Source organism: Bacillus sp. FSL K6-2869 (genome assembly GCF_040869405.1).
Lineage (GTDB): Bacteria > Bacillota > Bacilli > Bacillales > Bacillaceae > Bacillus > Bacillus altitudinis.
Genome location: NZ_CP152035.1, coordinates 701,955 through 726,160 on the forward strand (window position 1 = coordinate 701,955; position 24,206 = coordinate 726,160).

At 40.1% G+C, this 24,206-nt stretch carries 22 protein-coding genes; 14 read left to right on the forward strand and 8 right to left on the reverse strand.

Annotated features, from left to right (window positions below; translation table 11 throughout):
• Positions 1 to 49 precede the first annotated feature (49 nt).
• Positions 50 to 3,274, forward strand: coding sequence for an efflux RND transporter permease subunit (locus tag MHI58_RS03470; RefSeq protein WP_368004373.1), 3,225 nt, complete (start codon positions 50 to 52; stop codon positions 3,272 to 3,274).
• A gap of 231 nt (positions 3,275 to 3,505) precedes the next feature.
• Here MHI58_RS03470 and MHI58_RS03475 read toward each other — a convergent pair whose 3' ends face one another.
• Positions 3,506 to 4,459, reverse strand: a complete 954-nt coding sequence (locus MHI58_RS03475) for a nucleoside hydrolase (protein ID WP_368004374.1) — start codon at positions 4,457 to 4,459, stop codon at positions 3,506 to 3,508.
• 181 nt (positions 4,460 to 4,640) lie between these two features.
• Here MHI58_RS03475 and MHI58_RS03480 point away from each other — a divergent pair, with 181 nt between their 5' ends.
• From MHI58_RS03480 to MHI58_RS03505, 6 genes are all read left to right on the forward strand, one after another.
• Complete coding sequence (locus MHI58_RS03480; RefSeq protein ID WP_007496845.1) at positions 4,641 to 5,549, forward strand: diacylglycerol kinase; 909 nt, start codon at positions 4,641 to 4,643, stop codon at positions 5,547 to 5,549.
• Positions 5,550 to 5,610: 61 nt separating this feature from the next.
• A complete protein-coding gene (gene rlmD, locus MHI58_RS03485) occupies positions 5,611 to 6,987 on the forward strand; it encodes a 23S rRNA (uracil(1939)-C(5))-methyltransferase RlmD (RefSeq protein WP_249855815.1) in 1,377 nt (458 codons plus the stop codon).
• A 336-nt stretch (positions 6,988 to 7,323) separates the two neighbouring features.
• A complete protein-coding gene (locus MHI58_RS03490; protein WP_249855816.1) occupies positions 7,324 to 9,111 on the forward strand; it encodes a hypothetical protein in 1,788 nt (595 codons plus the stop codon).
• Positions 9,104 to 10,042, forward strand: coding sequence for a hypothetical protein (locus MHI58_RS03495; RefSeq protein WP_024718619.1), 939 nt, complete (start codon positions 9,104 to 9,106; stop codon positions 10,040 to 10,042). The genes MHI58_RS03490 and MHI58_RS03495 overlap by 8 nt, the downstream gene beginning before the upstream one ends.
• A 236-nt stretch (positions 10,043 to 10,278) precedes the next feature.
• Positions 10,279 to 11,253 (forward strand): tRNA-dihydrouridine synthase, encoded by a 975-nt coding sequence (locus MHI58_RS03500; RefSeq protein ID WP_035391414.1) that lies wholly within the window; start codon positions 10,279 to 10,281, stop codon positions 11,251 to 11,253.
• Between the two features lie 105 nt (positions 11,254 to 11,358).
• Positions 11,359 to 12,213: an SMI1/KNR4 family protein gene (locus MHI58_RS03505; protein WP_203144173.1), complete on the forward strand. Its 855-nt coding sequence runs from the start codon at positions 11,359 to 11,361 to the stop codon at positions 12,211 to 12,213.
• A gap of 53 nt (positions 12,214 to 12,266) precedes the next feature.
• Here MHI58_RS03505 and MHI58_RS03510 read toward each other — a convergent pair whose 3' ends face one another.
• The gene (locus MHI58_RS03510; RefSeq protein ID WP_007496834.1) at positions 12,267 to 12,638 is read right to left on the reverse strand and encodes a hypothetical protein; all 372 of its coding nucleotides are present in this window, start codon (positions 12,636 to 12,638) and stop codon (positions 12,267 to 12,269) included.
• A 180-nt stretch (positions 12,639 to 12,818) separates the two neighbouring features.
• Between MHI58_RS03510 and MHI58_RS03515 the strand changes: the two genes are divergently transcribed.
• On the forward strand, positions 12,819 to 13,256 hold the full coding sequence (locus tag MHI58_RS03515; RefSeq protein WP_024718615.1) for an Rrf2 family transcriptional regulator: 438 nt from the start codon (positions 12,819 to 12,821) through the stop codon (positions 13,254 to 13,256).
• 64 nt (positions 13,257 to 13,320) lie between these two features.
• The gene (locus MHI58_RS03520) at positions 13,321 to 14,235 is read left to right on the forward strand and encodes an NAD(P)/FAD-dependent oxidoreductase (RefSeq protein WP_173407831.1); all 915 of its coding nucleotides are present in this window, start codon (positions 13,321 to 13,323) and stop codon (positions 14,233 to 14,235) included.
• 10 nt (positions 14,236 to 14,245) lie between these two features.
• On the opposite strand, the gene MHI58_RS03525 is transcribed toward MHI58_RS03520, so the two are convergent.
• The gene (locus tag MHI58_RS03525; protein WP_160758099.1) at positions 14,246 to 14,446 is read right to left on the reverse strand and encodes a hypothetical protein; all 201 of its coding nucleotides are present in this window, start codon (positions 14,444 to 14,446) and stop codon (positions 14,246 to 14,248) included.
• Positions 14,447 to 14,559: 113 nt separating this feature from the next.
• On the opposite strand from MHI58_RS03525, the gene MHI58_RS03530 reads away from it, so the two are divergent.
• Positions 14,560 to 15,207, forward strand: a complete 648-nt coding sequence (locus tag MHI58_RS03530; protein ID WP_138278198.1) for a DUF3885 domain-containing protein — start codon at positions 14,560 to 14,562, stop codon at positions 15,205 to 15,207.
• Positions 15,208 to 15,240: 33 nt separating this feature from the next.
• Here MHI58_RS03530 and MHI58_RS03535 read toward each other — a convergent pair whose 3' ends face one another.
• Positions 15,241 to 16,569 carry a 6-phospho-beta-glucosidase gene (locus tag MHI58_RS03535; protein ID WP_056408143.1) on the reverse strand — a complete coding sequence of 443 codons (1,329 nt, stop codon included), beginning with the start codon at positions 16,567 to 16,569 and terminating at the stop codon, positions 15,241 to 15,243.
• A gap of 204 nt (positions 16,570 to 16,773) precedes the next feature.
• Here MHI58_RS03535 and MHI58_RS03540 point away from each other — a divergent pair, with 204 nt between their 5' ends.
• Positions 16,774 to 17,505 (forward strand): MurR/RpiR family transcriptional regulator, encoded by a 732-nt coding sequence (locus MHI58_RS03540; RefSeq protein ID WP_045034443.1) that lies wholly within the window; start codon positions 16,774 to 16,776, stop codon positions 17,503 to 17,505.
• Positions 17,506 to 17,518: 13 nt separating this feature from the next.
• Here the strand turns inward: MHI58_RS03540 and MHI58_RS03545 are convergent, their stop codons facing one another.
• Complete coding sequence (locus MHI58_RS03545; protein WP_268382438.1) at positions 17,519 to 18,721, reverse strand: MFS transporter; 1,203 nt, start codon at positions 18,719 to 18,721, stop codon at positions 17,519 to 17,521.
• Between the two features lie 146 nt (positions 18,722 to 18,867).
• Between MHI58_RS03545 and MHI58_RS03550 the strand changes: the two genes are divergently transcribed.
• Positions 18,868 to 19,347: an aminoacyl-tRNA deacylase gene (locus MHI58_RS03550; RefSeq protein ID WP_073414509.1), complete on the forward strand. Its 480-nt coding sequence runs from the start codon at positions 18,868 to 18,870 to the stop codon at positions 19,345 to 19,347.
• Between the two features lie 32 nt (positions 19,348 to 19,379).
• Here the strand turns inward: MHI58_RS03550 and MHI58_RS03555 are convergent, their stop codons facing one another.
• Positions 19,380 to 20,288, reverse strand: a complete 909-nt coding sequence (locus MHI58_RS03555; protein ID WP_058336478.1) for a LysR family transcriptional regulator — start codon at positions 20,286 to 20,288, stop codon at positions 19,380 to 19,382.
• Between the two features lie 103 nt (positions 20,289 to 20,391).
• Between MHI58_RS03555 and MHI58_RS03560 the strand changes: the two genes are divergently transcribed.
• Positions 20,392 to 21,591, forward strand: a complete 1,200-nt coding sequence (locus MHI58_RS03560; protein ID WP_368004375.1) for an MFS transporter — start codon at positions 20,392 to 20,394, stop codon at positions 21,589 to 21,591.
• A 63-nt stretch (positions 21,592 to 21,654) separates the two neighbouring features.
• Here the strand turns inward: MHI58_RS03560 and MHI58_RS03565 are convergent, their stop codons facing one another.
• Both MHI58_RS03565 and MHI58_RS03570 read right to left on the reverse strand, forming a co-directional pair.
• On the reverse strand, positions 21,655 to 22,734 hold the full coding sequence (locus MHI58_RS03565) for a DUF3900 domain-containing protein (RefSeq protein WP_017360425.1): 1,080 nt from the start codon (positions 22,732 to 22,734) through the stop codon (positions 21,655 to 21,657).
• Between the two features lie 200 nt (positions 22,735 to 22,934).
• A complete protein-coding gene (locus MHI58_RS03570; RefSeq protein ID WP_008344201.1) occupies positions 22,935 to 23,084 on the reverse strand; it encodes a DUF1540 domain-containing protein in 150 nt (49 codons plus the stop codon).
• Between the two features lie 354 nt (positions 23,085 to 23,438).
• Between MHI58_RS03570 and rfbF the strand changes: the two genes are divergently transcribed.
• Positions 23,439 to 24,203 carry a glucose-1-phosphate cytidylyltransferase gene (rfbF, locus tag MHI58_RS03575; protein ID WP_368004376.1) on the forward strand — a complete coding sequence of 255 codons (765 nt, stop codon included), beginning with the start codon at positions 23,439 to 23,441 and terminating at the stop codon, positions 24,201 to 24,203.
• Positions 24,204 to 24,206: the final 3 nt, after the last annotated feature.

Here is a 24,206-nt window from a genome sequence, read left to right on the forward strand (position 1 = left end):
GATATAGAATGACCAGTCAGTCAATACATAAAGGAAAATGGAGGACATAATGAATTCGATCATCAATTTTGTATTAAAGAACAAGTTCGCTGTATGGCTCATGACGATTATCGTAACAGTTGCTGGTCTATATGCCGGATTGAATATGAAACAAGAATCAATCCCAAATATCAACACTCCAGTCATTACGGTTTCTACAACGTATCCTGGCGCAACGCCGGACGAAGTATCAGATAAGGTGACAGATCCAATTGAGAAGTCGATACAAAATCTCAATGGGGTGAATGTGGTCACTTCTAATTCTTTTGAAAATGCCTCATCGATTCAAATCGAGTACGATTACAATAAAGATATGGATGAAGCAAAGAAGGAAATTGAAGATGCCATTAGCAATATCAATTTCCCAGAAAATGCAGAAAAACCAAAAATCGCACGTTTTAGCATCAATGCGATTCCAATCTTAGCTCTTAGTGTCTCTGGTGATAAAGAATCATTACAAGACCTGACACAAAAAGTGGAAAATGACCTTATTCCTTCTCTTCAAGGCTTAGATGGTGTCTCTTCTGTCGAAGCTTCTGGACAACAAATCAAAGAAGTAGAATTTTCTTTTAAACAAAAGAAATTAAAGGAATATGGTTTAGATGAAGAAACTGTCCAAAACATGATTAAAGGCTCTGATGTCAATGTACCTTTAGGGTTATACACATTTGGCAACAAGCAAAAATCAGTCGTAGTGGATGGCAATATTTTAAGTGTTAAAGATTTGAAAAACATGCGAATTCCTGTTACACCAAGTGCAAGCGGCGGTGCGGGAAGCGCAGGAGCTGGAGCGCCTTCTAGCGGCTCAGGAAATGCAGGAGTTCAAGGTGCTGATCAACAGGCTGGAAGTGCAAGTCAGCAGCAGGCAGCAGCTCAGCAGCAAACTGGTGCAGATGCAGCAAGCGGTCAATCGGTAGAGCTGCCGACGATCAAACTTTCTGAGATTGCAGATATTAAAGTCGTAAAAGATGCAGAATCGATTTCTAGAACGAACGGAAAAGACAGTATCGGTCTGCAAATTGTCAAAGGCTCTGATGCCAACACAGTGAGTGTAGCAGAAGCAGTCACAAAAGAACTTGAAACATTCAAAAAAGACAATAAAGGAATCAAAGTCAGCACGACATATGATCAAGCAGAGCCGATTAAAGAATCTGTCAGCACAATGCTGAACAAGGCGATCATCGGAGCAATCTTTGCGATCATTATCATCATGTTGTTCCTTCGAGATATCAAATCAACATTAATTTCGATCATCTCCATTCCGTTATCCCTGTTGATTGCTGTTTTATTATTAAATCAGCTAGATATCACATTAAATATCATGACACTTGGTGCCATGACAGTCGCCATTGGACGTGTTGTCGATGACTCGATTGTCGTCATAGAAAACATCTATCGACGAATGGCGTTAAAAGATGAACCGTTAAAAGGCAAAGCACTCGTTAGAGAAGCAACAAAAGAAATGTTTATTCCGATTATGTCTTCGACGATTGTCACAATTGCGGTATTCTTGCCATTAGCGCTAGTGGGTGGAATGATTGGTGAACTATTCATCCCATTTGCATTAACCATTGTGTTTGCTCTAATGGCTTCACTACTTGTCGCCATTACAATCGTTCCAATGATGGCTCACAGCCTATTTAAAAAGAACCTGTACGGCAAAGCGAAAAAGGTAAAAGAACACAAACCAAGCAAACTTGCTGGTGGTTATAGACGTGTACTCAATTGGACATTGAACCATAAATGGATCACGTCAGGAATTGCGATTTTGATGCTGATCGGAAGCTTATTCCTCGCACCACTTGTCGGTGTCAGCTTCTTACCACAGGAAGCAGAAAAAACGGCAATGGTGACATACACGCCAGAGCCTGGACAAACAAGAGAACAAGCCATTGCTGAAACGAAAAAGGCAGAAGATTACTTAATGAAACGGGATCATGTCAATACGGTTCAATATTCATTAGGCTCTTCAAATGCACTGACAGCAAGTGTTGGTGGAAACTCTAACGGTGCATTATTCTTCGTACAATACGACGATGACACACCGAACTTTGATAAAGAAAAAGATCGTGTGGTTAAAGCCCTGCAGGACAAAACGTCTAAAGGGGAGTGGAAATCACAAGACTTCTCATCTGCTGGCGCAAGCAATACAGTGACGTACTATGTGTACGGTGACAAAGCAAGTGATATTGAAGGCACAGTCAAAGATGTCGAGAACATTTTAAAAGATGAGAAGAACTTGAAAAACGTCAGCACAAGCTTATCTGAGAAGTATGACGAATATACGTTTAATGCAGATCAAGAAAAACTGGCGAAACTAGGCTTGACCGCTTCACAAATCGCACAGGCGATCGCTCCTCAAAGTAATGAAACAACGTTGACGAAAGTAACAGAGGACGGCAAAGAACTAGATGTGAAGCTTCAAACGGAAAAAGATGAATACAAGAGTAAAAAAGATCTAGAGAATAAAAAGATCACAACACCAACAGGACAACAAGTCCGAATTGGCGATGTGGTGAAAGTGAAAGATGGCACAACAGCAAACACTGTGACAAAGCGTGATGGGAAGATTTACGCTGAAGTATCTGGTGACATGACAACAGACGACGTATCAAGTGTGACACAAGATGTCCAGAAGAAAGTTGACAAGCTTGATTTAAAATCTGGCGTTACGATTGATACAGGCGGTGTAAGTGCGGATATTGAGGAATCCTTTACACAGCTAGGACTCGCAATGCTTGCAGCGATTGCTATTGTATACCTCGTTCTCGTCATTACATTTGGCGGAGGTCTTGCACCATTTGCGATTCTGTTCTCACTTCCATTTACGATTATTGGGGCACTCGTTGGATTGTTTGTAGCGAAAGAAACCATCAGCTTAAATGCCATGATTGGATTGCTGATGCTGATCGGAATCGTTGTAACAAATGCCATTGTCTTGATTGACCGAGTGATTCATAAAGAAAAAGAAGGACTTTCAACAAGAGAAGCCTTACTTGAAGCAGGTACAACAAGATTACGCCCAATCTTAATGACGGCACTTGCGACAATTGGTGCATTGTTGCCACTCGCATTAGGTTTTGAAGGCGGAAGTCAGATCGTATCAAAAGGACTTGGCGTCACCGTTATTGGCGGTTTAACAAGTTCTACACTTCTCACATTGGTCATCGTGCCAATCGTGTATGAAATCTTAAGCAAGTTTAGACGTAAGAAAAAGTACGCTGAAGAAGAGTAAGAGGAAGCCCCGCTCATGAGCGGGGCTTTCAGCGTGTAGACAAACCCTCGCATGCGGTGTCAGTCCTGCGTGCCGGTGCTCACGAATGTCAAATTCGCTCCGCGCCGGTACTCGTCCTTCCTAGAGGCTGCAAAGGTTTTCTATCACGCTGAAAAGAAGCCACAGGGCAAAAATCAAGTTCATTTTAGCCCTGTGTCAACAATTTGAGCCCCGCTAATAAGCGGGTCTTTTTTATGATGAAATCTGACAAACCGCTTTTCTCATAAGCTCTTCAAAGGCCTCGAAAAAGCCATCTCGATCAACGTGGTCAATGACTTGAATCGATTTTCCATCTGGATGTTCTTCAGTACGTCCTTGTCTTGGTGTTTCGGTATAAACAATTGCATTCATTTCTTTTGAACGGGTAAATGAGGTGGATGCAAGAGTGATCGTGGTCAGCACATCCCATAAGTAGTAAGTCGAGTTCGTTTCGTGATGAATGAGAGGCGGACAAAAGGCATAACATTGTCCAATAAAGTCAATCCCGATGTGAGAGCGAAGGGAAGCCCATCGTTGACGGACATCGAGTGTGAGCGGGACTTGATTCGTGCTTTCCAGTGCGACCATTTCAATTGGAAAACGCTCTTGAAATACGGTGCTCACAGCATAAGGGTCCCAAAAAGCATTCCATTCTGCTGTTCCATCATGCTCTGGTTCTTCGACATTGCCTTTTTCAAGGAATGTGCCGCCCATCCACACCAGTTTCTCAATTTTATTTGAGGTGGAAGGATCTTCCTCTAACGCGCGTGCAAGGTCTGTAAGCGGTCCTGTAAAGAGCAGCGTAACAGGTTCGGTTGACTTTTTCACCGTTTCAATCAGGTGAAGATGTGCAGGAAGCTTAGATACTTTTGTATCAATAGCGCCTTTTTCATTTAAAATCGGCAGGGCATCTACATAAAAAGCATGCATGCGCCATTCCTTTGGAAATGGATTCACACCTCTAGAATTGGAAGCGGCTACTTCAATCTCATATGGGCTAAAACGATCAATAATTTTCTGAGAGGCGCTCAGCGCAGGCTCTAAATAACAATCAGCAGGAATCACAGACATCCCGATCACTTTCAGGTGTTCCATTTGAAGAAGTAGAAATAAGGACACAAGATCATCAACACCGCCGTCATGGTTGAAATAGACAGGCTTTTTCATGGCATACCATCCTTTTCATCGTTTTCTTTTATCTTATCAGAATGCTGATCTGCTGAGGGAAACGTACCGTGAGATTTCAAATATTAGGGGGTTGTTCTGTTGCCATTTTCAAATCTCATAGTATAATTAAAGGTTGTTAGTGGTGAAAATAGATTGCATAATGATAATAGGATGATGATGAATGAAACGTGCTCGAATTATATACAATCCGACATCTGGACGTGAACTCTTTAAGAAGAATTTACCGCAGGTTTTGCAAAAATTTGAACAGGCTGGTTATGAAACATCTTGTCATGCGACGACATGTGCAGGAGATGCAACACAAGCAGCCGAAAAAGCCGCACAGAGAGATTTTGATTTAATTGTAGCAGCTGGTGGAGACGGCACGATTAATGAAGTCGTCAATGGATTAGCACCGCTTGAAAAAAGACCAAAATTAGGAATCATTCCAGTTGGAACGACCAATGACTTCGCAAGAGCACTTGGTATTCCAAGAGAAGATATTTTAAAAGCGACAGATGCCATCATTGATGGTGTAGCAAAGCCGCTTGATATTGGTAAAGTGAATGGACAGTATTTCATTAATATTGCGGGAGGCGGCCGATTAACAGAGCTGACCTATGAAGTGCCTAGTAAGCTGAAAACCATGCTAGGACAACTTGCGTATTATTTGAAAGGCATGGAGATGCTTCCTTCCATTCGCCCGACAGAAGTCGAAATTGAATATGACGGCAAATTGTTTCATGGAGAAATCATGCTGTTTCTTGTTTCACTAACAAACTCAGTAGGCGGCTTTGAAAAGCTCGCACCAGATTCCATTCTAGATGATGGGATGTTTGACCTGATCATTCTAAAGAAGGTCAATCTAGCAGAAGCCATTCGAGTGGTCAGTCTTGCACTTCGAGGCGAGCATATTCATGATAACAATGTCATCTACGCAAAAGCGAATCGCGTAAAGGTAGATGTAAAAGATAAAATGCAATTAAATTTAGATGGTGAATACGGCGGCATGCTGCCAGGTGAATTTGAAAATCTGTATCGCCATATTGAATTTATTGTGCCAAAAGCAACAGCTGAAAAAATAGGGTGAAGACTAAACTTGGTTCCTTATGGCGACCAAGTTTTTCTTTGCAAATGAGGTGATAAAATTGGTGAAAATGAAACCGCCTGTTGAAAAGAATGAATACTACAATGTAACCTTCGAAGATTTAACGCACGAAGGTGCAGGGGTAGCGAAAATCGAAGGGTTCCCTGTCTTTGTACCGAATGCCCTCCCTGAGGAACAAGGAAAAATCAAAGTCACACGTGTCAAAAAAGGATTTGCTTTTGGACGACTCATGGAGCTGACAAAGGAAAGTCAGCACAGGCAAGATGCACCATGTCCTATCTATAAGCAGTGCGGAGGCTGTCAAATTCAGCACATGAGCTATGAAGGCCAGCTGCTTTTTAAACAGAAACAAGTAAAGGACGTATTGGAGCGGATCGGCAAGCTTGATATGAGCCGTGTAAAAGTTCATCCTGTACTCGGCATGGAAGACCCTTGGAACTACAGAAACAAAGCACAAGTACCAGTTGGCGAACGGGAAGGCGGACTTGTTGCTGGATTTTATCAGCAGCGTACCCATGAAATCATTGATATGGAAAAATGCTTGATCCAGCAATCAGAAAATGACGAAGTGGTACAGGCAGTAAAAGACATCTGCAATGCGTTTGGCATCAAAGCATATAACGAAGAGCGGCATAAAGGCTGGCTGCGTCATGTCATGGTTCGCTACGGCATGGCAACAGGTGAAATGATGGTTGTGTTTGTCACAAGAACGGCTGATTTTCCGCAAAAGCAGCAAGTGATTGAGCAGATTATAGCACGCTTCCCACACGTTCGGTCAATTGTGCAAAACGTGAATTCAAAGAAGACAAATGTCATTTTTGGAGACGAAACGACCGTTTTATGGGGAGAAGAATACATTTATGACACGATTGGCGACATCAAATTTGCTATTTCAGCCCGCTCATTTTATCAAGTGAACCCAGCCCAAACAAAGGTGCTTTACGACAAAGCGCTTGAATATGCAGAGCTGCAAGGAGAAGAAACCGTGATCGATGCGTATTGCGGAATCGGTACAATTTCCTTATTTCTCGCACAAAAAGCAGGCAGAGTCTATGGCGTAGAAATTGTGCCAGAAGCGATTGAAGATGCAAAACGCAATGCTGCCTTAAACGGAATCAACAACGTTGAATTCGCAGTCGGCGAAGCAGAAACCGTTATCCCAAACTGGTACAAAGAAGGCATCAAAGCAGATACGCTAGTGGTCGATCCACCAAGAAAAGGCTGTGATGAAGCACTGCTTGATACGATTTTAAAGATGAAACCGAACCGTGTTGTGTATGTTTCCTGTAATCCTGGGACGCTTGCTCGTGATTTGCGTATTCTTGAAGATGGTGGGTATGTGACGGAGGAAGTGCAGCCTGTGGATATGTTTCCGCATACGAGTCATGTGGAGTGCTGTGCGTTGCTTGTAAAAAAATAGAAGAGTATATAAAAGTCCGAGAAAAACAGTAATGGATTCTCGGACTAACTTTTTTATTTCAATTCTTTCAATAAGTTTTTCTTCTCACGAATGAATAATATTACTTTCCCAGTTATTGATAAAAATTACTCAATCGCCTTTTTGTGAAAGTACTAAATGGAAAACTGGACATAATTTTAGAATTCCAAAAGTGGCAGAAATTTATTGAACATTCTGATATAGATTCACTTAGTTATGAGAAAGTATATAATAGATGATACGAATAAATTTAGTGATCTCGAGAGTTGAAGAGGGAGAAGTTTTGACGTTAGTTGATATAAAAGGAGAAGGTAGTAAATGATAAACCCACTTGACAAAACACTCTTTTTAAATAAGTATAGCTTCCCATACAACGGATTTGAAAATAATGAGTTGATTTTATCAATGCTATTTTCTAAAGGAAGTATTCTTTTGAATTATTTGGTGCTTAAGCAGAAAAACAAAGAAAAATATATGATATGTGGTTTTGATTTCATCAGAGATTCTATTATTCCTGTAGAGATTAGAAATTTAGGTAGCGTTCTTAAAAATCTTAGCATTTTCTTAAGTAGTGAATATAATACTCTGAAAATAGTTATTGAGCCAGTTGATGAAATTATAGAATATATTGAAAAAAATAAAATAAAAAAAGGTATTTATACTTATAAAAATTTATCTATTCTGACATCAACACAGCGAAATATAATAAGTGGAAGCTGTGAGGTATTAAGTAAAGGTAAATTATTTAGTCCACATAAAGCTTTACTTATATCAAGTAGTCTAGGTTTGATTTTTGGGAAATTTGATTTTGAAAGTAACCAAAATGTTATTCAGGAGTTGAAAAAAATACATCTTTCTGCTGATTGGGTTATCAGGTATTGGATAAATGATATTTCTATAGAGTATACAGGAACAATATATGAATTGAAAAAAAATACAAATGGAATAACAATTTTTCTAAGCTCATTTATACATGAATTAAGCAAGAAGAAGATGGATGTTCTTTCTTTTCAAGGTTCAGACCCGCATTCGCCATTACAAGCGATATTGAGGAGTTCAGGAATATTAAAGGAAGATATTAAAATAGAGGGTTTTGGAGTAAAATCTGGTCCTTATCTTGTGTTGCTGCCAATAGAAAACCTATTATTAAATACTCTTGAATTTGGTTTGGGAGATGTAACATTCTTAACTAAGAATCAAGCTTTAGATATGTATAAGGGATTTGAAGAGAAATACAATCATAATGCACTCGATAAGTTTGATACTTTTGCCCAAACAATAGTCGAATCAGATAATGCATATGATGCCTTTTTATTGGGTAGACAGAAAATTCAAGATGCAATTGATATGATAATTTTGCTATCCAAAAATGAAAGAGTGTTTAATTTATACAACTTAGGTAATGAGATAAATGAATGGAATAGATTAAGATTATATCAAAATCCTAAATGCTCTTCACTCTATTATGCGGAGAGTTTAATAGGGATAGAAAACATTTTGGGGGATTCTAAAGACACCTGGGAAAATAATTCTTTAGACGTCGATTCTAAATTTGTAAAGGTTTTTAACGAATTGGATTGGTATGAAGAAATATTGTACAAAAAACAAACCGAGGAGCTATCAATATTAGATAAGCAGTTATTTAATGCCTTAAAGTGGTTAAATAGAAGTTGGAAAGCAGAAGATTTGGAAGATAAGGTTATTTATACAAACATATCTATGGAGTTTTTGGTTGATAAAATTGAAACCGATCCTTTTTTGCCTGATGAAATTATTAGGGAATTCAAAAAATTGTTAAAGCAATTATTAAAAGAACAAAGTGATACTTTTACAGAAGAATATTCAAAAAAAATAAAAGAAAAGAGTTTAGGTATGCTTAAAGAGCCTCCTTTAAAAATTAAAGTTCAAACCTTGATCAGTCAACTATCTATTCCAATAACTGATAAAGATTTCAGTAATTTTTGGAAGGTCAGAGAATATCGTAATGATTTGGTACATGGAAAAAAGGATAAATTGGAGATAAATCCAGGGGATGTTTTGGTTGCAAATATACTTTTAGGAGAGTTTATTGTTTATAGGTTAAGAAGTTTGGAAGAAGGTGAATGATATAAACACGTTATTAGACTCTTATCATTTTGGAAACAAATTATCTAAATCCGCTTTTGGACAGACTCTCTTACTAAGATATAACGACATAAAGAGTAAATTATCACCGGAAGCATGGTCACTGTATCAAGATGCGATTAAGACTTGTTCATTTCAACACTATTATAGTTTTGGACTTGCCTATAAAAAAATTGAATCTTTATGTTCAACACAAGAGAGTTATTTTCAAGAAAGTTTTACTGAATTACATGATTGTAAAGAGGTGTTTTTATTAATTGAGGAGAGCACTCAACTCGGAAGAGATTTGGAAAATTCATTTCTTCAAATGTTTTCAAGACTACCTTCGAAGAGTATTTCTGGAAATTTTAATTCTTTTGATTTATATAGAGCTTGGATGAATGTTTTTTACCGGTTGCACAGTACCAAAATGATACCTTATCTTCATCAGCACAAAGCTATTATAGAAAATCAACAGAGAAATGTTCAAGAATTCATGCAATCAAAAGAGAATTACCCTTTTTCAAAAAATAACAGAGCACTTATTCAAAAATTAGCGATGAAAGGAAAAGACAAAGATATCATGTACTCTGTAGAATTCTTTGATGGTCTTAGAAATTCAGTCCTACAAGTTATTTTTGAAACCCATTTCAATCGACTTTTTAAGCTATGCAAAAAAGAGATAGTTAGTTACAGAGAAAAGCAACAAAATAAAATTCGTGTTTTTTCTACAAAAGCATTCGGCACAGAGTTTTTTAAACTTCAAGGAATTTTTATATTGATATTAGAAAATAATACACCACAAGAAATTGGATTCATCAAAAGAAGAGTGGTGAAAAATTTCGATATGGGTAAAAAAACCATATCGAAAATTGAGGGACTATTATATCCCAAAAACGATTATAACCTCTTTATACCAAAAATCCCAAACTGATAGAATTTACATTCGGAATGAGTAAAAAGTCAATAATGTATTTAGATTTCCCGATTTCGTGAAAAACATCGATATCGGGATATTTTTATTTTTGCTTCCCGCATTTAGTTATGAAATGTCCTTTTTTGCAATTTTGCCTAGTTCATATTAAAGTATATAATGATAAAAATTGCTGAAAGAATTTACAGAAGGACATGCCCATAAGGCGCTATGTCATGAGAGGAATTGGATGAAAGATGAGTAAAAATTTCTGGCGTGATTTACCACGGCCATTTTTTATATTAGCACCAATGGAAGAAGTGACAGATGTTGTGTTTCGTCATGTTGTGAGTGAGGCGGCGAGACCGGATGTGTTTTTTACAGAGTTTACGAACAGTGAGAGCTACTGCCACCCTGATGGCATTCAAAGTGTGAAAGGCCGTTTAACGTTTACAGAGGATGAGCAGCCGATTGTTGCTCATATTTGGGGAGATAAGCCTGAGAACTTTAGACAAATGAGTATTGGAATGGCGGAATTAGGATTTCAGGGACTTGATATTAATATGGGCTGTCCTGTCCCAAATGTCACGCAAAATGGGAAGGGTAGTGGATTGATTCTTCGTCCAGACGTTGCGGCAGAGCTGATTCAAGCGGCAAAAGCAGGGGGATTACCTGTTAGTGTGAAAACAAGACTAGGGTTTACAGAGGTCGATGAATGGCGTGGTTGGCTCAGACACATTTTGGAGCAAGACATTGTGAATTTATCGATTCATCTTCGTACTAGAAAGGAAATGAGCCAGGTAGATGCGCACTGGGAGCTTATTCCTGAGATAAAAAAACTGCGTGATGAAGTAGCACCTGATACGCTTTTGACGATCAATGGTGATATTCCTGATCGTCAAACGGGCTTAAAGCTCGCTGAGCAATATGGAATAGACGGAGTGATGATTGGGCGCGGAATTTTCCATAACCCATTTGCCTTTGAAAAAGAGCCGAAAGAGCATACGAGTGACGAACTGTTAGGTCTTTTAAGATTACATCTTGATCTTCATGATCAATATTCTTCATTAGGTTTGCGTCCATTTAAGGCACTTCATCGTTTCTTTAAGATTTATGTGAAAGGGTTCAGAGGAGCGAGCTTCCTAAGAAACCAATTAATGAACACATCATCAACAGATGAAGTGCGTGCAATGCTAGATGAATTTGAAGCGAGAAATCAAGAACAATCATGATCAACAAGAGGAGGGGTAACCCTTCTTTTTTTTATGAACAGGACTATTAAACTAGTTTTCTCAAATGGTAAAATGAGATAGAAATAACAATTGGAGGTATTTTATTTGAAACCATTTTGGGACACAGACAGAGAAAGTGAAGAGACATTTAAGAAAATCAATGAAAAAGGCATTGCAAAAGCAGAAAAGAAACTAGGCGTCACCTTGCCTGATACATATAAGAAGCTTATCCTCGAACAAAATGGCGGTTATACCCTACATAATGCTTTTCCAACAGACCAGCCGAATGGATGGGCAGAGGATCATGTGTCATTTGATCATTTAAGAGGAATTGCCAAAGGCGAAGGTATTATGGATAGTGATTATTTAATAGAAGAATGGGAATTGCCAGAGGGGCTTGTACTGATTTGTGGGGATGGTCATACGTGGATCGCATTGGATTATAGAGAAACAAAGGAACATCCGTCAGTTCATTACTTTGATCTAGAATATGAAACGGATTTTAAATTAACGGATTCGTTTGATGAATTGATTGCGGGGCATTATACCGCAGAGGATAGTGAAGAAGATGAAATGTCAGATGAAGAATGGCTGGCTGAATATGAAAAACAGAATAAACCATTATCAAAAGAAGAAGTGAAAGATATCTTTTTAACCAAAGACCCTGAGCAACTTTCAAAAATCGCGAATTTCCAAGTGGAACAAATTGATGATATCAAGTGGATTTTTTCTGAAGTAGAAACATATATGGATACCCTTCAGGACGAAGAAATGTTAACGACTGTTGGCTGGGCAATCAATACGATCTTTATAATGAATGACGAAATGATTAAGCAGCATGTTGATGTTGTCGAGCATGCACGTCGTTTTGCGAAGCGTTTGAATCAATCAGAATTAGATGAAATGCCCCAAATTGTCTTTAATATATCAATCGCATTGGAATTTGATTTAGAGGAATAAGATCTATCAATTTTAAAATAGACCCCCTCACCAAAAGGGGGTCACCAATTCCTTTACTCTGCACTCTCCTCAACATCACGGCTATCTTCTGTTTCACCAATATAAATAGGGCCGTTTGCATGGTCGATTCGGATTGGCCATTCGTATGGGACTTGCAGGCGTCGGGCGATGGCTCTCCAAAATTTTGCAGAATCAAATTCTAGTTCTTGAAAGTCTTTAAGCAATTCTTTATAAGAAGAACCATCAAATTGAATGTACGAGTCTTGCAGACGCATAAAGGCGTAATGTCTCACTTCTAATGCTGCCGCAGCTTCCATTTCTTCTTCTGTTGCTTCGCCAATGATTGTTCCTGCGGGTGGAAGCATGTCGTATACGTTAAATTCCTCTTCTTCTTCGTGTGCTGCATTGTGCTGTTGATCTGACATTTTGTTCACTCCTTCTAGTCTTCATCAAGCTTTTATTCGTGCTTACTTCTATTATCGGAAGGAAATGCGAAATGTGGAATGAAAAAGAAGCAGATCCACAATACTTGCTTTTTCTTCTTGAATCTTTTATGATCAATTACAGATATAAAAGGTCTACAATAGATAGAAAGGAATGTTTCTATGAAATATTCTAAAGCGACCAACTATGCGCTTCATACGATGGTCTTTTTAACCCTTGCACCAAAGGGGAAAGCAATAGGCGTTGAGCCTCTCGCCAAGATGCAAGATCTTTCACCTACCTATTTATCTAAAATTTTAACAAAGCTTGTGAAGGCGGGATTGATTGAATCAACACCTGGCGCAAAAGGTGGTTACACCATTCTGAAAAAGAAGGAGGACATTTCGTTTCTAGACGTCATTCAGGCGGTAGAAGGACAAACCCATTTATTTCGTTGTTCCTTAGCACATGATTCTTTCATGCCTCACGATGGCTGTTTAATTGAACAAGTCATGCAGGATGTTGAAACGAAAATGCAGGAGACGTTAAGTCAAAAGCGGTTAGTTGATATTGCAAGCCAAATAGAGCAGACAGAAAAAAATCCATTTTTCAACATGTGATTTTTTTGAACCAATTATAGATATTAAGAGTCTTTAAAGTCTTGGATGAAAAGGAGCGGTTTATATGATATTAGATTGTGCCATTATCGGAGGCGGGCCAGCCGGATTAAATGCAGCTCTTGTTGTGGGGCGGGGCAGAAAACAGGTCATGATATTCGATGACGAGATGCCAAGAAATCGAGTGACTCATGAATCACATGGATTTATTACAAACGATGGAATGACACCGTTTGAGATCAGACAAGCGGGAGAAGCGGATCTTCAAAACTACCCCAATATCCAAATCAAACGAAGCAGAGTTGTGGAGATACAAAATCATGAGGATAACTTCGCGTTACTGACACAAGAAGGAGAAAGATTCGAAGCGAAAAAAATCATTTTGGCCACAGGACTTCAGGACATATTACCAAAGATCAACGGGATTCATGAAGTGTATGGAAAGACGTTGTTTAGCTGTCCTTTCTGCGATGGCTGGGAGCTGAAGGACAAGCCACTTGCCCTGATTGCAGAGAACCAGCGCGCTTTGCATATGGCGAAACTTCTTTCGAATTGGACACAGGATTTGATTGTGTTTACAAATGGACAGCAAGTGTTAGCTGAAGAGGAGAAAGCACTGCTATCAGCACATTCTATTCAAGTTATTGATGTGCCAATTGTAGCGATCCATCATGACAATGGTCAGCTACGCTCTCTTCAGCTTGTAAATGGGGAGATAGTGATAAGAGAAGGCGGATTTGTCGCAAGTGATTTCAAGCAGTCAACCCCTTTTGCTGAAAAACTAGGCTGTCAAATGACGAAAAATGGGGGCATTGAAACAGATATTCTTGGGCGTACAACCGTCAGCGGTATTTTTGCATGTGGTGATAATTTAGGCGGACCTGCTCAGCTTGTTCTTGCAGCAGCAGCCGGAAGTCAGGCAGGAATGGGCGTCATTCATGAACTTGTGCAGGAAGAGTTTCAACAAAAAACATCTCTGTAAAAAGAGATGTTCAGCGATGAGCGATTTTCCGTTTTACTAAGACGTGAGCAGTCCATTCAAAAAGTGCGTAGATGACAAAGAAGATTAGGATCCAGCTGCTGACATCGACCCATACATTGTTGATTTGAATGATGTTCGCCTGATCAAGTCCAGTCTGTATCCACATCGTGATCAATGCGGTGAGGAATACCTGTAAAAACCATTTTTTCAATTGGTCACACCTCCATCTCTTTCTATCATATAAGAAATGACAGTTTATTTCCAATTGAATTTCCATCAGTTTCAACGGTAAAATAAGAAATAAAACCAATGGAAGGACATGAGATGAGCGATCAAACCAATCGTTTTTTAAAAAGTCATTTTCCTGAACTTGTCCTCGCGCCGCCTCTTTTTTATAAGTGGCCTTTTGGTCTTCGCTTTGAAGTGGCAGATTGGTCATTAGGAGAAGAATCGGTTGTATTAGAAAAAGCAGGCGATCGGGCTTTAAAAATTATCAGATATGCTTTTGATCCAGAAGACGATATTCTACTTGTCACGGATGTCTATACGCAGCATGAACATGAATTAACGAAGCAAAAGCTCCTAGTTTATCAGAAATATGCATACCGACAAGTGCGTCACCGATTGCGTCACGAGCGTTTGACCTATATACAACCAAAACAAGAAGAAACAATGAAAATAGAGAGATTTACACTCAAGTGTCAGTTGCAAGATATTCGATTGCGCCCGCTATTACAAGCCATATGCCAAGAGGATTTCTACAAACCGAATCAAATCATGAAAGGAAAGCTTGGTTATGACATTTATCTCATCAATCTCTCAAAACAGATGATTTTCCACTTATATGATGATCGAGGTTGTGATCTTATTGCGGCAGATCCAGAACATCTGCGTCCAGTTTATGAAGGTTTACAGCACTGGCTCTTAGACTATGACCGTGCTCAGATGGATCAGTTGTTTGCCGGGAAATAAGAAAAACCGCACTTTGACAAGTGCGGCTTCTTTTTATGCTTCGACTTTATTGAAAAACTGTGGTAGATATTCTTTGTGTGCTTCTAGCATTTCATCTAGGATGCTTTTTGCAATGGCATCTGATGGGACGAGCGGGTTGATGGTCATGGCAACAAGAGCTGTGTTGTAGTCGCCTGTCACGGCTGCTTCAGCGGCTACACGTTCAAAGGATTTAATTTGAGAAATAAGTCCTTTGACAGCGACCGGCATTTCACCAACAGCAATTGGTTTTGGTCCGTCTTTTGTGATGACACAGTTCAGTTCAACGGCAGAATCATTTGGAATGTCACTGATGGCGCCATTGTTGATTGTGTTTACAGGCTGAATGTCATGCTTGTCGTTATAAATGGATGCGATCAAGTTACATGCTGCATCACTGTAGTAAGCACCGCCTCGTTTTTCAAGTTGTGGCGGCTTAATATCAAGATCAGGATCTTTGTAAAGCTCGAACAGGTCATTTTCTAGTGCACGGACGACTTCTGCACGAGTTCCTTCATTCTCTGCTGCTTTCTTTTCTTCAGCCAACATATCACTTGTTTTGTAATAGTAGCGGTGGTACGGACAAGGGATTACGCCAAGCCCTTTTAAGAAATCTGCATCCCACGGAATGGCGTGAATGTTGTTCATCGACATCGTAGAGTTTGGATCTGCCATGTCTTCGATCACTTGATCCATGATGCTTTTGCCATCTAAGAACACGTTCAGTCCAAATACCATATGGTTTAATCCAGCAAAGCTGACTTCGACTCTGCTTGCGTCGACATCAAGTCCTTTGGCGATGCCCATGCGAATGCCGATTGGTACGTTACATAAGCCAACGACTTTGCGGTGGTTTGAATAGCGAAGTACGGCTTCTGTGACCATACCAGCTGGATTTGTGAAATTCACAAGCCAAGCATCCGGGCATAATTCTTCAATATCTTTCACAATCTCAAGAATGACAGGGATGGTGCGCAGACCCTTGAATAGACCGCCTGGACCGTTTGTTTCTTGACCAATGACATCATATTTTAAAGGAATACGTTCATCCTTCATACGTGCTTCCAGTAATCCGACGCGGAATTGTGTTGTGACGAAATCAGCGTCTACCAGTGCTTTCCGGCGATCTAAAGTTAAATGAACCTCGATTGGAAGTCCCGCTTTTTTCACCATACGTTTTGCAAGATTTCCGACGATCTCAAGCTTTTCTTTACCTGCTTCGATATCGACGAGCCAAAGTTCGCTAATTGGAAATTCCTCGTACCGTTTAATGAATCCTTCAACAAGTTCTGGTGTATAGCTTGATCCTCCGCCGATTGTGACAACCTTTAATCCTTTTGCCATGTTCTGCACCTCCGAATAATGTAACGCACAATGTTATAATAGAGTGAATCAATCTTTTATCATTTGTTTGTACATCTATAGCTTATCGTGAGAGTACCTTGTGCGTAAACGGTTTCAGCGTCTTTAGGCAAGGGTGCCCTATTTAGAGATTTGTTACATAAAAGAAACGTGTTGTGTCATGTTGTTGGAGAAAGGGGAAGTCAGATGTTTTCAAGTGAGGTCATTTCCAGCTTTAATGAACTAGAAAGCGCTTTATACCGATACATTATGGAAAACAGTGAAAAAGTCGTCTATATGAGAATCCGTGATTTGGCAGATGCCGCACATATATCGACCTCATCTGTCCTTCGCTTTTGTCGAAAAGTGAATTGTGAAGGCTTTTCAGAGTTTAAGGTGAAGCTCAAAATGTATTTAGAAGCAGAACAAACACCTTCTTTGAAAAGCACGCAGCATTTCCTGTATGAATTTATCGAACGGACACTTAAAGGAGATTTTGAGGAGAAGATCAAAGAGGCAGCGAAGCTCATTGCGGGTGCAAAGAATGTGCTGTTTATTGGGACGGGCAGTTCTGGTATTTTGGCGCAGTATGGGGCAAGGTACTTTTCAAGTCTGGAGAAATTTTCGTTTTACATCAACGATCCGTTTTTCCCGATGAATATGCAGTATTTAGACAATAGTGTCACCATTGTGCTGTCGGTATCAGGAGAGAACAGTATTACGATTGATCATATTTCGAAACTTAAAAGAGAAGGCAGCACGATCATTAGTATTACAAACAATCAGCACTGTACAATTTCTCGTATTTCTGACTTAAATATTGCTTATTACGTTACAGACGAACGAGTCCATAGAGCCAACATTACTACACAGACACCCGTTGTGTATATCCTAGAAGCAATGGCGCGTGACATGTTTGCGATGTTAAAAGAAAAGTAAAAGAGCCGCTGCTTTAAACAGCCGCTCTTTTTTTCTGCATCATGAAAGTGGTGATGGCAATGCTTGAGCAGATGAGTACAAACAGTCCGCCTAACAAATAAACAAATCTCGCTCCGAATGTATCCGCAATTAATCCAACAAAGAAAATAGATAAACTGACAGACATAGAAGAGAGAACGTATTGAGCCGAATACACCTTTGATAACTCATGGACTGGCGTTTCCGTTTGGAGGATGGTTTGCTGCGAAACATCCCGAATTTGATAGGCAGGCCCCATTAAAATACAAAGCAGCAATGCAAGCCATGGCAGGCTGTTTAGTGAAAATAGGATCGTCAGCACTGCATAAATAAAAGAGCCCGCTGCCATAAAGAGGAGAAGTTGTTTTTGAATAAACTGACTTAGCCATGCAGCCATGAGTCCGCCTATAATGGCACCTATATAATATGCGGCATTGATATATCCCCACCATTCCGCACCTTCATTTAAAACAAGTGTGACAAAGGCAAGCGTAACCGGTCCGACCCACAAAGCACCTGCAATATTTTCACTAACATCCATGAAAGTCAGGATGCGAACCGTTTTGTTTGTCCAAATGATCTTCCAGCCATCCTTGAACCCGTTCATCTTATTTTCTTTTTGAACCGTGTCTTCTTGCTTGAGTAGAGAAAAAACAGGGATGATCAATAGATAGGACAACACAATCATGAAACAAGAGGCCCACATTAAATAAAATGGACCAATCAACAGGACGAGCATTCCAGTAAACGAATAGCCGGCGATTTGAACAGATTGATAAAAAACGGAGGCTGTACTGTTCGCTTTCACAAGCTGATTTTCTGGCACAAGCATCGGCATGATGGCCTGTAATAAAGGGCTGATGAACCCGCCTGTGATGGAAATCAAAACGAACGCACTAAACAGCCAGATCAGGTGCTGCTGAAAGAAATCAAATTGGGTCGTGAATACGACGAGCATTCCAATACGTAAAAGAGGGACCCATTTCAATAGACGCTTGGCTTGAAAGAGTTCTGTCAAAACAGGAGAGAGGAGCCCAGCCAATAGCTGACATAGTGTTCTTATGAGCGGAAATACAGCTGCATAGGCGACAGATTGTGTATCTTGATAAATAACCAATGTGACTGTCATCAAAAATAGAATATCACTTAGCATGAGAAGGCTTTTACTGCCTGTATAACACCAAAACTTATTTCCCATATCCAACCGACTCCTTTTCAAAAACAAGTTCAGTATAGCATGTTGACGAAGTGTGCAGAGGTTTTCCATTGAAAAATACATCTTAAGGATGAGAGGATTGTGATAAGCTAAATGAAAGAACATCGTAAGGAAAGGGGTTCAATCCATTGAAAAAATTACCAGCACATGACTTTTTGGACAAGCATGGCATCCCGTATGACATCAAAACATTTTCTGCCGACACAGAGAAGGGTGCAGCGAATGTAGCTGCAGCACTTGGTTTTAGAGAAAGACAAATGATCAAGACATTGATCTTTGAAACAGGGGAAGGGGAGCAGCTGCTTGTAATGGTGGGTGCTGACCAGCACATCAAATCAGGGAAACTAAAGAAAGCCGCAGGCTCTCGCAATATCAAAATGGCATCACCTGACACGGTGCTTGAAGTGACAGGCTATCGGATTGGCTCTATTCCGCCATTTTGTTGGCAGCCTGAAGGGTTCCGCACGATTATCGAAGCATCGCTATTAGAAGAAGAGATATTAGGCGTTGGAGCAGGAGAATGGGGAAATGAAATACTCATCACACCAGAACAATTAGTGAAAGCCTCAAAGGCGGTCCCATTTGATCTAGTTCAACCATCCGAATAGAAAAAGTGCCTGTTGCTGAAGCAGGCACTTTTCTAATTGGAGTCAGGTGCTATAAAGGGTCCGATGTCTTTCATTTGCAGAAAAGCATTCACCGTCCTATTTTCCTCAAGGTCATTCGCCCGTTTGCAGACCACAACAGGTCTGATAATGTCAATTCCTTCGATATACACGCGCCCAATCTCTCCACGTTCTAAGCTTCGCTGAACAGCGTCACGAGGAACAAGGGTGATGCCATAGCCAGCTTTGATCATTTGAATGGCTTCGTGGACACCACTGAATTGTAAATCAACGGTCGGTTTTTTAATTCCTTTAGCGGTAAAAAGGGAAAAAAGCTTGTCTCTCGTTGAACTGCCTTCTTCTCGCATTAAAAAAGGTTCATGGCTCAGTCGTTCTAGTGGGACGGTTGTTCCATTTAACGGGTGATCCACAGGCACGATAAAGTCATAACTTAAATCAGTCAAGTGAGAGGTGTGAAGATCTTCGTGGTGCAGATCCTCTATTACGGCGATCGCCACATCTGATTGATATTGAAGCAGGCTTTCGATCACTTGAGCGGAGTTTCCGCTTTTTAATTCAATGTCTGTCTGTGGCGATGATGTTTTAAAAGAGGCAAGCCAATCAGGCAGTAAAAAGTTAAGTGGTACGTAGGTAGAAGCAATTCTGAGTCTTCCTTTTTTTCCGTTTTGCAGAAGGGTGATCTGATATTCTACTTCTTTTTCCGCCTCGAATACTTGCCGGGCATATGGATACAGGATCTTCCCCATCTCCGTCAGGGTAATCCCCCGGCCGTTTCGTTTGAAAAGACGAAAGCCGATCTCTCGTTCAATGCTTCGTAATTGTGCTGTCACAGCCGGCTGTGTCAAAGACAGCACGTCTGCCGTTTGTGTGACACTTTTTGTTTCGGCTACCTTTGCAAAAATACGGAGGGCATGTAAATTCATCTTTGCACCGCCTATCAATTATTTTGATGATTCAATCAAAAACATTCATTAGATTTATTATAAGGTATCCCTTATCGTAAAGGTAGCGAAGGGGGAAGAAAAAATGGATCGTCGTCAAAAGCAAGTGGTGTCAATTGCGCTCATCACAGCATTTGCCCTTATTGGGGATTCAATGCTCTATATTGTTCTCCCGGTCTATTGGAAAGAGATTGGTTTATCATCCATTTGGGAGGTGGGGTTACTGCTGTCTATCAACCGATTCATTCGTATCCCGCTAGCACCTGTCGTATGGTGGCTTTATCGATATATCCCAATGAAGACCGGTGTACTGATCGCAATTATGATCGCGTCAGTGACCACGATATTATATGGTATGAGTGGATTTTGGCTGCTATTGATTTGCCGCTGTGCATGGGGTCTCGCTTGGACGTTACTCCGTATGAGTGGGATGAGGGTCTTGGCTGAAATAGACGAAGGCTCACAAGGACATTTGACGGGTCTTTATAATGGGCTTTACCGGCTTGGCAGTTTATTTGGCATGTTATTTGGTGGAATCCTTGCCAGCTTGATCGGTTTTCAGTCCATGACGCTTGTCTTTGGCTTACTCACATTAATGGGCTGCATTTTTTATGTATCGTTGGATGAAATTGAAAAGAGAGAAGGCACGCAGGTGTATCATGGCATCAAACAGAAGTGGTTTACACGAGATGTGGTAAAAGTACTGATAACAGGCATGCTGATCGCACTGATCATCCAAGGTTTATTCGCATCCACGCTGAGTCATGTCATTGAAGCAAAGATTGACCAAGATGAATTGACTCTGTTTGGCTTTGTCATCGGAGCTTCAGCTTTAAGCGGTGTTATTCAAGCACTCAGGTGGGGATGGGAACCATTTCTCGCACCGAGAACGGGCAAATGGTTTGATTGTCTTGTGATGAAGGAACGAATGTTATGCTGGATGTTTCTTTCATTTGGAGGTCTCAGTTTTCTTGTGATCATGCTGAAGGTAAGCGGCTGGTTCCTATTGATGCTGCTTTTGATGCAACTGATGGCAACAATTGTCACAACGTTCACCGATACACTTGCCTTTCAAAAAGCTTCTGCTCAAACAGATAAGAACCGCTTTCTCGCCAGTTATTCTTTTGTTCAAGATATGGGGGCTGCTTTAGGACCTTTGTGTGGGTATACGTTGATCCAGTTTTTCGGAACAAACAGCGTCTTTTGGCTGATGCTTATCATAAGTTTCATGCTCGTCAGCATGTGGATAAGAAGCGGGCAGCATGTTTCTTCTAGTGCAGTGTAAGAAATAAAGCGTTATATAAAAAACTGCCTCATGCAGCTGATCGCAGGAGGCAGTCATATTCTCTTATTCTAAGTCTGAATCATAGGCTTTTTGCGTGAGTTGGCTGACGACCTCTTTCAAGCCATTGGGTTTATGGAATTCAACAGGTGTGCTTCCTTTTTCAAATACAATTTGATCTGCTTCAACGAGCACGACATATCGATTGTTGACCTTTGCGATATGAATCGAGTGGCCGAAGTCGGCTAAAAGTCCTTTAATTTCTGTTTCGCCTAGACGCATCTTCATCGTGATATCAGGGGTTTGTTCAACAATGTGTGAAGCGGCTAGCGTGACCTGTTCTGTATCGAGTGTTTCCCGAATCTCTCGCTTTTCACTTGCTTCCCATATTTCAAGGTCCTCTTCAAATTGTTTTAATTCTTCACTTTCATCCTGAAATGTTTCAAATACATGTTCCTGCACCATATTCATGACCTGTGATTTCATGATTTCAGGCATCGATTCCCCGTATTCGACGAATTTTAGAAAGTCTTCAAAATAACGAGCGTGTGAGGATTGGTGAATTTTCACTTCGGCTTCCTCTGTCATACCTTCTTCTGGCATGAACGGGTATTGAATCGATTTCATGTTTTTGGTTGTAATCGCCATTTCTACTTTTTTGATCAAGGTAGATGTATCAGCAATAGAAGCGACTTTCTGTTCAAAATCGCATTTCATGATAAAGACAAAAGAGTCATCGAAATACTTTTTAGGAACCGCAGATGCAACCAAAAACACGCCGCCTCTGACAGCACTTGTATCTAAATAAGTGCGAACAAATTGTTCACTGCATTCGTTAAATACTTCTTTTGTATCTGCAAATCTCGTCTGATGAAATAAATTGTAGTTTGGATTTGAATCGAGTTCATGCCCGGGTTCGACAATAAATCGGCCAATTTTAGTCGGTACTTGCTCAGACTTAGGGTGTCTGTCCACTTTTCGTTTGACGATTTTTTTAAGCTCACCGTCTAGAAAGTCTTTCAGCTCACTTTGTTCAAATTCCTCTTGGTCTAATGTTTGGTAATGTTTAAACCGTTTATTTGCTTGTTCCTCTTTGCCTTCTATTTCAACCACATAGAATGATAGAAAACGTATCGTAAAATCCACTGATTGGTCACCACTTTTTCTTCTTTGGATATGTTGAGTATAGAAAAAGGAGTGAAAATCGTCAACGAATGGAGAAATATCGTGTCATTATTTCCCGAGAAATGTTTCGTGAAAAACGCTTGATAATAATTATCATTCTTGATAGAATGATAAAAGAAAAGAAGGAACCTGCCAGTTCCTTCATCTCAGAAAATCATGTATTATTTTGTTTCAAATGTTTCGCAATCCGTTTCAGCATTGCGAGTCACGTCAGTCATTGTGCTTTTACCAATTTTAATGGTAGAAGCTGTACAGCTGTTGTCAGCCCAAAAACGGCAAGAGTTCACTTCACAAAGTACATTTTGTGCCATGGGAATTCACCTCCGTGATTCATATTAAGAATGAAGCAAGCTGCCACTTGAGTTCATTCAATCTAGTAGTCTCTTTATCGAAAGAGGCTGTTTGTGCTGTATATGCACATGTTTATCATACCATCTACCCTGAAAATATACAATTTAAACTTTGAAAGAGCGAGAATGCAAATCTCGCTCTTTTTTGTTTGTAAAAATAGTTAAATGCTAGGTGGCACCCTCTCTTATTCCGACATATGAATAGAGTAGATTCAAAACCTGATGTCGGACAAAGTATAAGGGTACATGTACTGATTTTCCGCATGAAGATAGGGTTTTCAATCAAAAATTTTCATAGAGAGATGAGGGGAGAAGATGAAAGCAGTCATTCTCTGCGGAGGAAAGGGAACGAGAATGAATGAGGTCACACAAGCGCTTCCTAAACCACTTGCTATGATCGGAGATCGGCCTATTCTATGGCATATTATGAAAATCTATCAGTATTACGGTGTAGACGAGTTTATCTTATTGCTTGGATATAAAGGAGAGAAAATCAAAGAGTATTTTCTCAACTATGACTGGCGGCATCACAGCATGCAGCTGGATATGTCGACAGGGGAAATGAAGCTTTTAGGGAAGTCGGAGAACTGGAAAATCACTTTTTTAGATACGGGTGAGAATACGATGACAGGCGGGCGGTTAAAGCAGGTACAGGATTATATTGGTGATGAGACATTTATGATGACGTACGGGGACGGACTTGCCAATATCAATATGTTTCATTTGCTCAAGCGCCATCAAGAGCTTGGAGCAGCTGCCACTGTCACAGGAATTGAAAAGAAATCACAGTACGGCACGCTGAAGGTGTATAACGGGATGGCACAATCCTTCTCTGAGAAGACAGACAGTATCGGGATGATCAATGGAGGATTTTTTGTGTTGTCTCCAAAGGTTTTTGATTATTTAACAGATGATGATCAATGCGTCTTTGAAGCAGAGCCTCTTCAAAATCTGGCGAATGATGGTGAACTTGCAGTCTATGAGCACCACGGATTTTGGACAGCAATTGATACGTATAAAAACTTGAAAGAAATCAACGGCATGTGGGCAGATGGAAAACAACCATGGAAGGTTTGGTGACAG